At 38.9% G+C, this 12288-nt stretch carries 9 protein-coding genes and 2 pseudogenes; 9 read left to right on the top strand and 2 right to left on the bottom strand.

Translation table 11 applies throughout. The features are described 5' to 3' along the window. The first annotated feature begins 16 nt into the window (after positions 1 to 16). The 5 genes from gap to IGI38_RS07915 all read left to right on the top strand — a co-directional run bounded on the left by gap (position 17) and on the right by IGI38_RS07915 (position 5758). A complete protein-coding gene (gap, locus tag IGI38_RS07935) occupies positions 17 to 1018 on the top strand; it encodes a type I glyceraldehyde-3-phosphate dehydrogenase (protein ID WP_438728600.1) in 1002 nt (333 codons plus the stop codon). Positions 1019 to 1168: 150 nt separating this feature from the next. Then, entirely contained in the window at positions 1169 to 2359 is a 1191-nt protein-coding gene (locus tag IGI38_RS07930; protein ID WP_438728598.1) for a phosphoglycerate kinase, read from the top strand. 208 nt (positions 2360 to 2567) lie between these two features. Beyond that, positions 2568 to 3323 carry a triose-phosphate isomerase gene (gene tpiA / locus IGI38_RS07925; RefSeq protein ID WP_438728596.1) on the top strand — a complete coding sequence of 252 codons (756 nt, stop codon included), beginning with the start codon at positions 2568 to 2570 and terminating at the stop codon, positions 3321 to 3323. A gap of 118 nt (positions 3324 to 3441) precedes the next feature. Continuing rightward, positions 3442 to 4755, top strand: coding sequence for a phosphopyruvate hydratase (gene eno, locus IGI38_RS07920; RefSeq protein ID WP_438728594.1), 1314 nt, complete (start codon positions 3442 to 3444; stop codon positions 4753 to 4755). A gap of 295 nt (positions 4756 to 5050) precedes the next feature. Further along, positions 5051 to 5758, top strand: coding sequence for a hypothetical protein (locus tag IGI38_RS07915; protein WP_438728592.1), 708 nt, complete (start codon positions 5051 to 5053; stop codon positions 5756 to 5758). A 47-nt stretch (positions 5759 to 5805) separates the two neighbouring features. Here IGI38_RS07915 and IGI38_RS07910 read toward each other — a convergent pair. Then, positions 5806 to 6864, bottom strand: a pseudogene (locus IGI38_RS07910) (SulP family inorganic anion transporter); the annotation flags it as partial. 140 nt (positions 6865 to 7004) lie between these two features. Here IGI38_RS07910 and IGI38_RS07905 point away from each other — a divergent pair. Then, a complete protein-coding gene (locus tag IGI38_RS07905) occupies positions 7005 to 7901 on the top strand; it encodes an IS30 family transposase (RefSeq protein WP_438728590.1) in 897 nt (298 codons plus the stop codon). An 8-nt stretch (positions 7902 to 7909) separates the two neighbouring features. Here IGI38_RS07905 and IGI38_RS07900 read toward each other — a convergent pair. Then, positions 7910 to 8476 (bottom strand): annotated as a pseudogene (locus tag IGI38_RS07900) (SulP family inorganic anion transporter); the annotation flags it as partial. A gap of 227 nt (positions 8477 to 8703) precedes the next feature. Between IGI38_RS07900 and IGI38_RS07895 the strand changes: the two are divergent. The 3 genes from IGI38_RS07895 (at position 8704) to IGI38_RS07885 (ending at position 12005) form a co-directional block, all read left to right on the top strand. After that, a complete protein-coding gene (locus IGI38_RS07895) occupies positions 8704 to 9153 on the top strand; it encodes a YueI family protein (protein WP_438728588.1) in 450 nt (149 codons plus the stop codon). A 190-nt stretch (positions 9154 to 9343) separates the two neighbouring features. Beyond that, positions 9344 to 10954 carry a CTP synthase gene (locus IGI38_RS07890; protein WP_438728586.1) on the top strand — a complete coding sequence of 537 codons (1611 nt, stop codon included), beginning with the start codon at positions 9344 to 9346 and terminating at the stop codon, positions 10952 to 10954. A gap of 181 nt (positions 10955 to 11135) precedes the next feature. Further along, a complete protein-coding gene (locus tag IGI38_RS07885) occupies positions 11136 to 12005 on the top strand; it encodes a class II fructose-bisphosphate aldolase (RefSeq protein WP_010739541.1) in 870 nt (289 codons plus the stop codon). Positions 12006 to 12288: the final 283 nt, after the last annotated feature.

Raw genomic sequence — 12288 nt, 5'->3', positions numbered from 1 at the left:
AAGGAGGAAATCTTAAATGACAGTAAAAGTTGGAATTAACGGATTTGGACGTATCGGACGCTTAGCATTCCGCCGTATCCAAGATGTAGCAGGATTGGAAGTTGTAGCTATCAACGACTTAACAGACGCTAAAATGTTGGCTCACTTGTTAAAATATGATACAACTCAAGGTCGCTTTAACGGAACTGTTGAAGTTCATGATGGTTCATTCAACGTGAACGGAAAAGAAGTTAAAGTTCTTGCTAACCGCAACCCTGAAGAATTACCTTGGGGAGAACTAGGAGTAGATATCGTATTAGAATGTACTGGATTCTTCACTTCAAAATCTGCTGCTGAAAAACATTTAACAGCTGGTGCTAAACGTGTTGTTATCTCAGCTCCTGGTGGTAACGATGTTCCAACAATCGTTTACAACACTAACCACGAAACTTTAACTGGTGACGAAACAGTTATCTCTGGTGCTTCATGTACTACTAACTGTTTAGCTCCTATGGCTAAAACTTTAAATGATGAATTTGGTGTTGTTGAAGGATTAATGACAACTATCCATGCTTACACAGGGGACCAAATGACTCTTGATGGACCTCATCCTAAAGGTGACTTCCGTCGTGCGCGTGCTGCTGCAGCAAACATCGTGCCTAACTCAACTGGTGCTGCCAAAGCTATCGGTTTAGTTATTCCTGACTTGAATGGTAAATTAGACGGAGCTGCTCAACGTGTTCCTGTTGCTACTGGTTCATTAACTGAATTAGTTACTGTTCTTAACAAAAAAGTTACTGTTGATGAAGTAAATGCAGCTATGAAAGCAGCTGAAACTGAATCATTCGGTTACAATACTGACGAAATCGTTTCTTCAGATATCGTAGGTATGACTTACGGTTCATTATTTGACGAAACTCAAACTAAAGTAATGACAGTGGGCGAACAACAATTAGTTAAAACTGTTGCTTGGTATGATAACGAAATGTCATACACTGCTCAATTAGTTCGTACTTTAGAATACTTCGCTAAACTTTAAGATTTAAGTTGAACGAAGGCAACATTGTCTGAAACAAGGCGGGGAAGCAACGCGCTTCTCCGTTTTTTTGTAAGTTTATCATTGGCTCTTTTGTTGAAAAGAGTTGTATAATAATAAAGATTTAAAAAAATTATTTGGAGGTTTTCTTTCATGGCAAAAATGACAGTTAAAGATCTTGACTTGAAAGACAAGAAAGTTTTAGTTCGTGTGGACTTCAACGTTCCTGTTAAAGATGGCGTGATTACTGATGACACTCGTATCAAAGCGGCGTTACCAACAATCAACTACATTTTAGAACAAGGCGGCAAAGCAATTTTGTTCTCTCACCTAGGTCGTGTGAAAACAGAAGAAGACAAGGCAGGCAAGTCATTAAAACCTGTAGCTGAACGCTTAAGCGAATTATTAGGTAAAAAGGTAACATTTGTACCTGAAACTCGTGGTTCTGAATTAGAAGCAGCAATCGCAGACATGAAAGACGGCGAAGTGGTTGTCTTTGAAAACACTCGTTATGAAGATATCGACGGTAAAAAGGAAAGCGGCAATGACGCTGAACTTGGTAAATACTGGGCTTCACTAGGCGATGTATTCGTCAATGACGCATTTGGTACTGCTCACCGTGCTCACGCTTCAAACGTAGGTATCGCTTCTACTGGAATTCCAACTGTTGCTGGATTCTTGATGGAAAAAGAAATCAAATTCATCGGCGAAGCTGTTGAAGAACCTAAACGTCCTATGATCGCGATCTTAGGTGGCGCAAAAGTTTCCGACAAAATCGGCGTAATCAAAAACTTGATTCCTAAAGCTGACAAAATCTTGATCGGCGGCGGAATGACTTATACATTCTACAAAGCTAAAGGCATGGAAATCGGCAATTCATTAGTAGAAGCTGACAAAGTGGAATTAGCAAAAGAATTGATCGAAGCAGCTGGCGATAAATTAGTTTTACCGGTTGACTCAATCACAGCGGCTGAATTCTCAAATGATGTTCCAACTGAAGAACATACTGGTGATGTTCCTGTTGGACAAATGGGTCTTGACATTGGGCCAGAATCAATTGCTTTGTTTGCTCAAACATTAGAAGGTGCGAAAACAGTTGTTTGGAACGGACCTATGGGTGTGTTCGAAATGAGCAACTTCGCTCGCGGAACTATCGGTGTGTGTGAAGCAATTGCAAACTTAAAAGACGCTACAACGATCATCGGAGGTGGGGACTCTGCAGCAGCAGCTGAACAACTTGGCTTTGCTGACAAATTCACTCACATTTCAACTGGTGGCGGTGCAAGTCTTGAATTACTAGAAGGTAAAGAACTACCTGGACTAGCAGCAATCAACGACAAATAATCAGAAAAGTACTTTGAGCTCGTTAAGCTCTCGAGTACCAAGTAGGTACTGTTCTACATCAGCTCTGCTTCGGCAATCGCTGTGTGTCACTTCAATAAGTCTAAAATTTTGATGAATTGCTTCTCAAATTTCTAAAATTTTTCGTTTATTGTTGAAGAGAGCTAGCTCGTAATACTAGACAATCAAAATTTTAAAAGGAGTTTTTTAAATGCGTAAACCAATTATCGCTGGTAACTGGAAAATGAATTTAACTGCCTCAGAAGCAAAAGACTTTGCCGAAGCAGTAAAAACTAAAATTCCTGCAAACGATAAAGTAGATTCAGTGATTGGATCACCTGCTTTATTCTTACAAGAATTAGTTGAAGCAGCAAAAGGCACTGAACTAAAAATCTCTGCTCAAAACTGCTACTGGGAAAATGCTGGAGCATTCACTGGTGAAACTTCACCGGCAGCTTTAGCTGACCTTGGTGTGGATTATGTAATCATCGGCCATTCAGAACGCCGTGAATATTTCCACGAAACAGACGGAGAAATCAACAAAAAAGCCAAAGCAATCTTTGCTAACGGTATGTTGCCAATTCTTTGCTGCGGCGAGTCTTTAGAAACTTATGAAGCTGGCAAAACAGCTGAATGGATCGAAGGACAAATCAAAGCTGGTTTAGCTGATCTTTCTTCAGAACAAGTTTCAAGCATGGTGATTGCTTATGAACCAATCTGGGCTATCGGTACTGGTAAATCTGCTGACGCGCAAATCGCTGATGAAATCTGTGGCGTTGTTCGTTCAACAGTTGAAGGTATCTACGGCAAAGAAGTTTCTGAAGCTGTTCGTATTCAATACGGCGGTTCAGTAAAACCAGAAAACATCGCTGAATACATGGCAAAAGAAAACGTTGACGGTGCTTTAGTCGGTGGAGCCAGCTTAAAAGCTGATTCATTCTTAGCTTTATTAGAAGGCGCAAAATAATTTTTTACCGAAAATTGCAGCTTTTGTTTGCAACTGTCAGCAATTTTCACTAATATTGGTTATAAGGGTTTTTAAACCCCTATTTACAAAAAAACAAATTTTAAAGGAGAGACAAAACATGTCAATTATCTCAGATGTTTACGCACGCGAAGTCTTAGATTCACGTGGTAACCCAACAATCGAAGTAGAGGTTTATACAGAAGACGGCGCATTCGGCCGCGGTATGGTTCCTTCAGGTGCTTCAACAGGTGAATACGAAGCCGTTGAATTACGTGATGGCGACAAAGCTCGTTACGGTGGTAAAGGTGTTACTAAAGCAGTTGATAATGTAAACAACATCATCGCTGAAGCAATCATCGGCTACGACGTACGCGACCAAGCTGCAATTGATGCTGCTATGATCGAATTAGATGGCACTCCTAATAAAGGTAAATTAGGTGCAAACGCTATTCTTGGTGTTTCTATCGCTGTTGCTCGTGCAGCTGCTGATTACTTAGAAATCCCATTGTACAACTACCTTGGCGGATTCAATACAAAAGTTTTGCCTACTCCTATGATGAATATCATCAACGGCGGATCACATGCGGATAACTCTATCGACTTCCAAGAATTTATGATCATGCCTGTTGGCGCTCCAACATTCAAAGAAGCTTTACGTTATGGTGCAGAAGTATTCCACGCTTTAGCTTCAATCTTAAAATCTAAAGGTTTAGCTACTTCAGTTGGTGACGAAGGCGGATTCGCTCCTAACCTTGGTTCTAACGAAGAAGGTTTCGAAGTAATTATCGAAGCGATTGAAAAAGCTGGCTATGTACCTGGTAAAGACATCGTTCTTGCTATGGATGCTGCTTCTTCAGAATTCTACGACAAAGAAAAAGGTGTTTACGTTTTAGCTGATTCAGGCGAAGGCGAAAAAACAACTGAAGAAATGATCGCATTCTACGAAGAATTAGTTGCTAAATACCCAATCATCTCAATCGAAGATGGCCTGGACGAAAACGACTGGGAAGGTACTAAGAAATTAACTGAAGCTTTAGGTGATAAAGTTCAATTAGTTGGTGACGACTTGTTCGTTACAAACACTGAAAAATTAGCAAAAGCAATTGATTTAGGTGTTGCTAATTCAATCCTTATCAAAGTTAACCAAATCGGTACGTTAACAGAAACTTTCAATGCTATCGAAATGGCTAAAGAAGCTGGCTACACAGCAGTTGTATCTCACCGTTCTGGTGAAACAGAAGATTCAACAATCTCTGATATCGCTGTTGCAACAAATGCTGGTCAAATCAAAACTGGTTCTCTTTCACGTACTGACCGTATTGCTAAATACAATCAATTATTACGTATCGAAGACCAATTGGGTGATGTCGCAGAATATAAAGGAATCAAATCTTTCTACAACTTAAAAAACAACCCATTCATCGGTAAATAATAGACACAGATTATTTTTCGCTACTGTTTTTAGATAGCAGCTTTTCTAGTAATACCGAAAATATTGTATAACAAGATTTCCCTCATCTAATCATGGATGAGGGTTTTTGTATTTTTTGATTAATAAGCTATGAACTGAGAACAATCTGATAAGAAAATTTAGCAACAATATTAAAATAAGTCTTTTTTAAGGTAGACGATAGATCTTGTTATGTGGTTATAATAAAGGAAGCTATATATTTTAGGCTGTAAAGATGGTTGGAACTTTATTTTTACAATATAATTTGGAGGGATTTATGAAAAAGATTGTTGGGTTAGCAGCTATTGTTGCAAGTGTTCTTTTATTGACAGGGTGCAATAATGATAAGGAACAAAAAAGAGAAGCGAGTATTTCGCAGTCGTCTTCTGAGGAAAAGAAGAAGTTTGAAATTATTTGTTTTAAAACCTATGAAACAGACGAGCTGGGGAAGGCAATTATCACTGGCACGACAGAGCCAAACGCGACGGTTTCTATGGATGATCAAAAAGAAACCGCAGATGAACATGGCCTGTTTCGTTTAGAGTATCAATTGACCGAACCAGAAACCAAAGAATTAACACTAGTTTCTAAGAAAAATAGCGAAAAGGCTGAAAAAAAGATTAAAATAGAGCCATCGGAAAGTTATCTACGCTTTAAAGAAGAGACTTCATCATCAAAAGCTACAGTAGAAGCGCAATCGTCTACTGAGACTAGTCAGTCTCCGACACAAACGACGCCTTCATCATCAACTGAACAGCCGCAAAAAGATGATCAAGTCGGACAAGTGCTAGTGAGTCCTAACGGATCAGCAGTTACTGTTCTTCGTGTTTTACCAAATGGCGAGCGGGTTATTAGCGAGGAAACCTCACAAGCAGATTTGAATAATGATGGGGTCTTAACATTCGAAGAGCTGACTCAAGCCGAGAATGATTTAAACAAACAAACGGAAGAAATTAGACGTAAACAGCTGGAAGAAATGGAATAGAGGTAAACAAAGACCCGTGAAGGAACTTCTTCGCAGGTCTTTTTGAATTAATACTCTTGATGTAATGCATGAAGTGCATGAGCAACAGTGGGATGTTGGATGGGACAATAAGCTTGCTTATCCCATAATTGTTGGAACTGTTTCTCTACTTCAGGCTGCATTGAGGTGAAAATCAATTTTTGATTGGTTAATGTAGCAATTGAAAAATAGTCAGAAAAAGTATCGCAGGCAGTTAAGTCAATACTTGGCACTCCGCGAAGCGAGAAAATGATGCCTTTTCTATCTACAACTTGATCTAACTCTTTTTTTAGCTGATTAGCAGACATAAAAAACAACGGACCGGTGATGTAAATGACCGCCCAATCAGAACTTATGTCAGAATGAGGAAGTCCGATTCTTTGCCAATCGATTTCTTCGGTGACGATTGAAATTTGAGCGCTTTTCGCGATAAAGAAAATACATCCGCAAATAACTCCAATTACGATCGCCATGCTTAAATCAAAAATGATTGTACTAAGCATAGTTACGAAAAATAAAAGTATTGCTGTTCGATTTTTCTGCTTAATCATCGTTTTGATAGTTGCCCATTCATGCATTCGCCAGCTAGTAACAAGCAGAACGCTGGCAAGTGCCGCCATTGGAATCTGCGACATGATCGGTGCAAAAATAATCATAGATAAAAATAGAAAAAGAGCGTGGAAAATCCCAGCTAATCGTGTTTGAGCCCCAGATTTTATTGCTACACTCGTTCGTGCAATCGCGGCTGTTGCCGGAATTCCCCCAAAAAAAGGTAAAATCATATTACCGATTCCTTGAGCAATCAATTCTTGGTTGCTATCAAGATCTTTACCAGTCATACGGCCGGCAGACGCTCCGCAAAGTAAGCTTTCTATCATACCTAACATTGCAATACTTAAAGCAGGTAAAAACAGTTGTTTTACTAATGATAGATTGAGCGATGTTAAGTGGAGCCGTTCGCCGGTTAACAATGAAGTTGGAATCTTACCAACCTTTTCAACAGGTAGTTTGAATATAATAGAAGCAAAAGTAGCTAGAATAATTGCAACCAGGGATGCTGGTAAGAACTGGCTCCATTTTTTTGGATGCTGAATTGTAATATTAATCGCAACAAAGAACCCATCAAAAATTTCTAGTAAAATGAGTTTAGGATAACAAACTACTAGGAGTGATTTTGATGGGTTCACACAAAAAGCTTACACGAGATAATCGAAAATGTATAGAGACGATGATTTATGATGCCAAGAGTATTCAAGAAATAGCGGACAGAATTGGTGTTAGCCGAACAACGATTGATCGTGAGTTGAAACGAGTACCCGAAGATTTGATCTATAATGCCGACAATGCGCAATTAGATGCGGAAATGAAGCGCAGTGCCTGTGGTGCGAAGTCCAAATGGACTTCTGAATTCGCTTATCAGATTGAATGTGATCTTGAAGACAGCTGGTCCCCTGAACAAATTGCGAATGATCGTCAAATAGTTTCATTCAAAACCATTTACAATTGGCTCTATGCCGGTATTCTTAATGTGTCTAAACAGTGTCTGAGACATAAAGGCAGAAGACAAGAAAAACAAGAAGAGGCACGAGGCAAAATGACTGTAGGGCATACCATTGATGAACGCCCAGCTTCTGTGTCAACTCGAGAAGAATTTGGACATTGGGAGTTGGACACAGTTGTTTCTAGCAGAGGGGAAAGCAAAGCCTGCGAAGCAACGTTTATTGAACGGAAAACACGCTTTTATTGGGCGATCTCAATGAGGGATCGTACCGCGAAGTCAATGGCACAAGCGATTAAAGCTTTTGTGCAAGACCTAGGGAGTCACAAGGCATTTTTAAGCTTTACGGTCGACCGTGGGAAAGAGTTTTCTTGCTGGAAAGAAATTGAGAAAGATTTAGACGTACCTATGTATTTTTGTGATCCATACTCCCCATGGCAACGCGGATCTAACGAAAATGGGAATGGTTTATTTAGAGAATTCTTCCCTAAGGGAACTGATTTTTCAAAGGTACCCCCTACGGAGAAACAGGAAGCATTACGCAAGATAAATATGCGTCCTAAAAAAACATTGAACTGGAAAAATTGTTGGGAAGTCTTTCAAGAAGAAATGTTGCAATTAATTTGACAATTCAGCGGATAAAAAATCAGCAATAATAAAACGATTATACCTAACAATAATGTAGGAAGATCAGGTGTGAAGCTGGAGCGGTAACTGATTAATTTTGCTAAAGCACTCTCACCAATGGATGTAGTACCAAAAAAATTGTCAATTTGTCCCAAAGCAATAATGATAGCAATACCAGAAGTAAACCCTGTAATAACTGGTGAGGGAATGAATGAAGTAAGACTCCCGAGCTTAAATACACCTGCAATAAGCAAAATGACACCAGCGATAAAGGTCGCGACTAAAACCCCCGCTAAACCTTGTGTTGCGATAATTCCAGTTAAGATGGCAGCCATTGCTCCTGTTGGACCAGAAATCTGATAAAACCCTCCTGAAAGTGTTCCGATAACAATCCCTGCTATGATAGCTGTAATCATTCCGGCTGCTGCGTCGGCACCGCTAGACACGCCAAAAGCTAAAGCCAATGGTAACGCCACGGCGGCGACTGTCAATCCGGCTAATAGATCTTTTTGGAGTTTCCCTTTAGAGTAATGTCGAAATTCTTGTTGTAACAAATTCTTATAACGCTTGATCACAAAACACTCCTTTTTGAAAATACGACAAAAGCCCGCAAATAAACGGGCCTTTGATAAAATTTTAAAACCATCTTTAACTATAAAAGAGTAGCGATAAAAGTACAATGGTTTTATTATGATTTTTATACACTAGCTGTTTTTTATTACTTTTGGCAATGAATCAGCTTTTTTTTGACTATTTTGATATACTAGAGCCAAAAGAATCCTATCTATAAGGAAGTGAAAAGATGGCAAAAGATGAATTGCAGCAACATTTAGATAAGGGCCGTTTTGGTACCGCGAGAATCAATCCAGATGAACAGCGTAAATATTTAGGAACGTTTCGAGAACGGTGTTTTGTGAGTATGACGGTGCGGGAGATGAGTAGTAAACAAGATCGTGAAAATCTGATAGAAGAAATAAAAAAATATCCAGAAGGCAAGTTGCTGATCAATGGTGGAGTGAATGAGAAGTTGCAAAAAGATTTTATTGCGTTAGCTTCGAAAAATGCAACAGATTTTACTATTGTAAATGATGCAATAGTCGAATCGGATGAAAGTATCGGAGTATTGTTAGTAACAGACCATGCAGTAAATGAGGAAATTATTGATATTGAAGAAAAATACCCGCAAGAAAAAAATGCGGATAGTGAAGCGCCAAAAGAGAAAAAGGGATTCTTTGGCAGATTATTTGATTAAGGATAATGAGGCAATCAATAATTTCAGTTGACATTTTTACCAAGTGTCGCTATTATATTGCTTGGGCACCCTTTTAGTAAGGGTCAAGTGTTTAGTTAATTCACAGCTCCCTATTCAAATTGGATAGGGAGCTTTATTTTGTTTTATCTAGACGTTTCCTGCAAATTAGTATGAAGGAGTTTTTTCATTTATGACAAAGTATATTTTTGTAACTGGCGGCGTAGTTTCATCAATCGGCAAAGGGATTGTGGCAGCATCATTAGGTCGTTTGCTTAAGAATCGTGGATTAAAAGTCACCATCCAAAAATTTGATCCTTATATCAATGTCGATCCAGGTACGATGAGTCCTTACCAACATGGGGAAGTTTTTGTAACAGACGATGGTGCTGAAACGGATTTGGACTTGGGTCACTATGAACGTTTTATCGATATTAACTTGAATCAATACTCCAACGTAACGACAGGAAAAATCTATTCAGAAGTTATTCGCAAAGAACGTAAAGGTGAATACTTAGGTGCGACAGTCCAAGTTATTCCACACATCACAAATGAGATCAAATCAAAAATCATGCGTGCTGCGAAGATGACAGACTCAGACGTAATCATTACAGAGGTTGGGGGTACTGTTGGAGATATCGAATCATTGCCATTTCTTGAAGCGTTGCGTCAAATGAAAGCAGAAGTTGGTGCTGATAATGTGATGTATATCCATACAACATTGATTCCTTATCTGAAAGCTGCAGGTGAAATGAAAACTAAACCAACACAGCATAGTGTAAAAGAATTACGTGGTTTAGGGATTCAACCAAATATTTTAGTCGTCCGTACAGAATCACCGGTTTCTCAAGGAACAAAAAATAAGTTGGCACAATTCTGTGACGTGGCTCCAGAAGCAGTTATCGAATCACGTGATGTGGAAACTCTTTACTCAATCCCATTAGCATTACAGGCGCAAGGAATGGATCAAATCGTTTGTGATCATTTAAAACTAGATGTTCCAGCAGCGGATATGACCGAGTGGCGTGCACTTGAAGAAAAAGTTTTGAACCTTAAGAATAAGGTCAAGATTGCATTAGTAGGAAAATATATAGAATTGCCAGATGCGTATATCTCAGTTGTAGAGGCGTTGAAACATTCTGGTTTTGCGTATGATTCTGACATTGAAATCGAATGGATCCAATCGCAAGATGTGACTCGTGAAAATGTTGAAGAAAAATTAGGAAGTGCTGACGGTATCTTGGTTCCTGGTGGATTCGGAGATCGTGGTATCGAAGGAAAGATTGAAGCAATTCGCTATGCTCGCGAGAACGACGTACCGTTCTTAGGAATCTGCCTAGGAATGCAAATGGCTTGTGTAGAATTTGCTCGCAACGTCGCTGATCTTGACGATGCAAATTCGGCTGAAACAGCTCCTGATACAACAAACAACATTATTGATTTGATGGCTGATCAAGAAAATGTTGAGAACCTAGGTGGCACTTTACGTTTAGGCTTGTATCCATGTAAATTGAAAAAGGGTAGCAAAACAGCGGCTGCTTACGGAAATGAAGATGTGATTCAAGAACGCCATCGTCATCGTTATGAATTCAACAACCAATATCGCCAATTGTTTGAAGATAAAGGATTAGTATTCTCAGGTGTTTCTCCAGATAATCGTTTAGTTGAGATTGTTGAGATCCCTGAAAATAAATTCTTTGTGGGTTGCCAATTCCATCCAGAATTAATCTCTCGCCCAAATCGTCCTCAACCATTGATTAAAGCATTTGTAGGTGCATCTTTAGAAAGTAAAGAAGCAAAATAGTAAATTTGACTGAAAGGCGTGGGCGCCTTTCAGTTTTTTTTACAAAAAAAGCAAAAAACTTGAAATGTAAAGGTTTTATCGAAAGGTTGGGAGTAGCAAAGATGCGAAAACTTTGATAGAATTAACACGTTAGTTAAGCACAGCTTAACCAAATAGTAAAAAACCTTAGGAGGAATTTTTTATGCCAGTAGTATCAGGAGCAGAATTCTTATCAGCAGCACGTAAAGGCGGATATGCAGTTGGTGGATTCAACACAAACAACTTAGAATGGACGCAAGCGATTTTAAAAGCTGCAGAAGCTAAAAAAGCACCAGTTCTTATCCAAACTTCAATGGGCGCTGCAAAATACATGGGCGGATACAAAGTTGCTAAAGATATCATCACTGATTTAGTTGACTCAATGGGTATCACCGTACCAGTTGCTATCCACTTAGACCATGGTGACTATGAAGCTGCTTTAGAATGTATCGAAGTTGGCTACACTTCAATCATGTTTGATGGTTCTCATCTTCCATTTGAAGAAAACTTGAAATTGGCTAAAGACGTTGTTGAAAAAGCTCACGCTAAAGGTATTTCTGTAGAGTGTGAAGTTGGTTCAATCGGTGGCGAAGAAGACGGAATCATTGGTGCTGGTGAATTAGCTGACATCGACGAATGTGTACAAATGGTTGCTACAGGTATTGATTACTTAGCATGCGGAATCGGTAACATTCATGGCGTATATCCTGAAAACTGGAAAGGCTTAGCATTTGACCACTTACAAGCTATCGCTGATGCTGTAGGTTCTGATGTTCCTTTAGTATTACACGGTGGATCAGGTATTCCTCAAGAACAAATCCAAAAAGCTATCACAATGGGTGTTTCTAAAGTTAACGTTAACACTGAATTCCAATTATCATTTGCTAAAGCAACTCGTGAATACATCGAAGCTGGCAAAGATAAAGAAGGAAAAGGCTTTGATCCTCGTAAATTGTTAGCACCAGGTGTTGCTGCAATCGTTAAAGATGCTGAAGAACATATCGACTGGTTCGGTTCAGCTAACAAAGCTTAATTTATAATTTTTAGTCTCGGAGCTTTTGCTTCGGGGCTTTTTTTATACTTAAATTAAAGTGACGAAAATATTCTAGAGTTAATTAGAAAGAAGTAGTCAATTCAATTTGAAGAAGAAATATTTCGATAAAATATTTCAAAAAATCCAATAAAATGGCTTGATCATTAGGAATGAAGATGAAAAATAGCCCTCCGCTAATCAAAAAAAACTTGAGCGTAAAAAACCTGCTTATTTTCTCCTGAGTTTTGAGAAAGCTTCCTTTTTATGCAAGCAATAATATGCT

This window comes from Enterococcus sp. AZ128 (assembly GCF_051714485.1).
Taxonomy (GTDB): domain Bacteria; phylum Bacillota; class Bacilli; order Lactobacillales; family Enterococcaceae; genus Enterococcus_A.
The sequence above is the reverse complement of the archived record's forward strand: the minus strand, read 5'-3'. Positions and strand labels throughout refer to the sequence as shown.

Excerpts from the sequence above, each read along its gene's own strand:
- IGI38_RS07905 (WP_438728590.1), top strand. The coding sequence starts at position 7,005 with ATGATTTATGATGCCAAGAGTATTCAAGAAATAGCGGACAGAATTGGT.
- tpiA (WP_438728596.1), top strand. The coding sequence starts at position 2,568 with ATGCGTAAACCAATTATCGCTGGTAACTGGAAAATGAATTTAACTGCC.
- IGI38_RS07890 (WP_438728586.1), top strand. The coding sequence starts at position 9,344 with ATGACAAAGTATATTTTTGTAACTGGCGGCGTAGTTTCATCAATCGGC.
- IGI38_RS07930 (WP_438728598.1), top strand. The coding sequence starts at position 1,169 with ATGGCAAAAATGACAGTTAAAGATCTTGACTTGAAAGACAAGAAAGTT.
- IGI38_RS07915 (WP_438728592.1), top strand. The coding sequence starts at position 5,051 with ATGAAAAAGATTGTTGGGTTAGCAGCTATTGTTGCAAGTGTTCTTTTA.
- eno (WP_438728594.1), top strand. The coding sequence starts at position 3,442 with ATGTCAATTATCTCAGATGTTTACGCACGCGAAGTCTTAGATTCACGT.
- IGI38_RS07895 (WP_438728588.1), top strand. The coding sequence starts at position 8,704 with ATGGCAAAAGATGAATTGCAGCAACATTTAGATAAGGGCCGTTTTGGT.
- gap (WP_438728600.1), top strand. The coding sequence starts at position 17 with ATGACAGTAAAAGTTGGAATTAACGGATTTGGACGTATCGGACGCTTA.
- IGI38_RS07885 (WP_010739541.1), top strand. The coding sequence starts at position 11,136 with ATGCCAGTAGTATCAGGAGCAGAATTCTTATCAGCAGCACGTAAAGGC.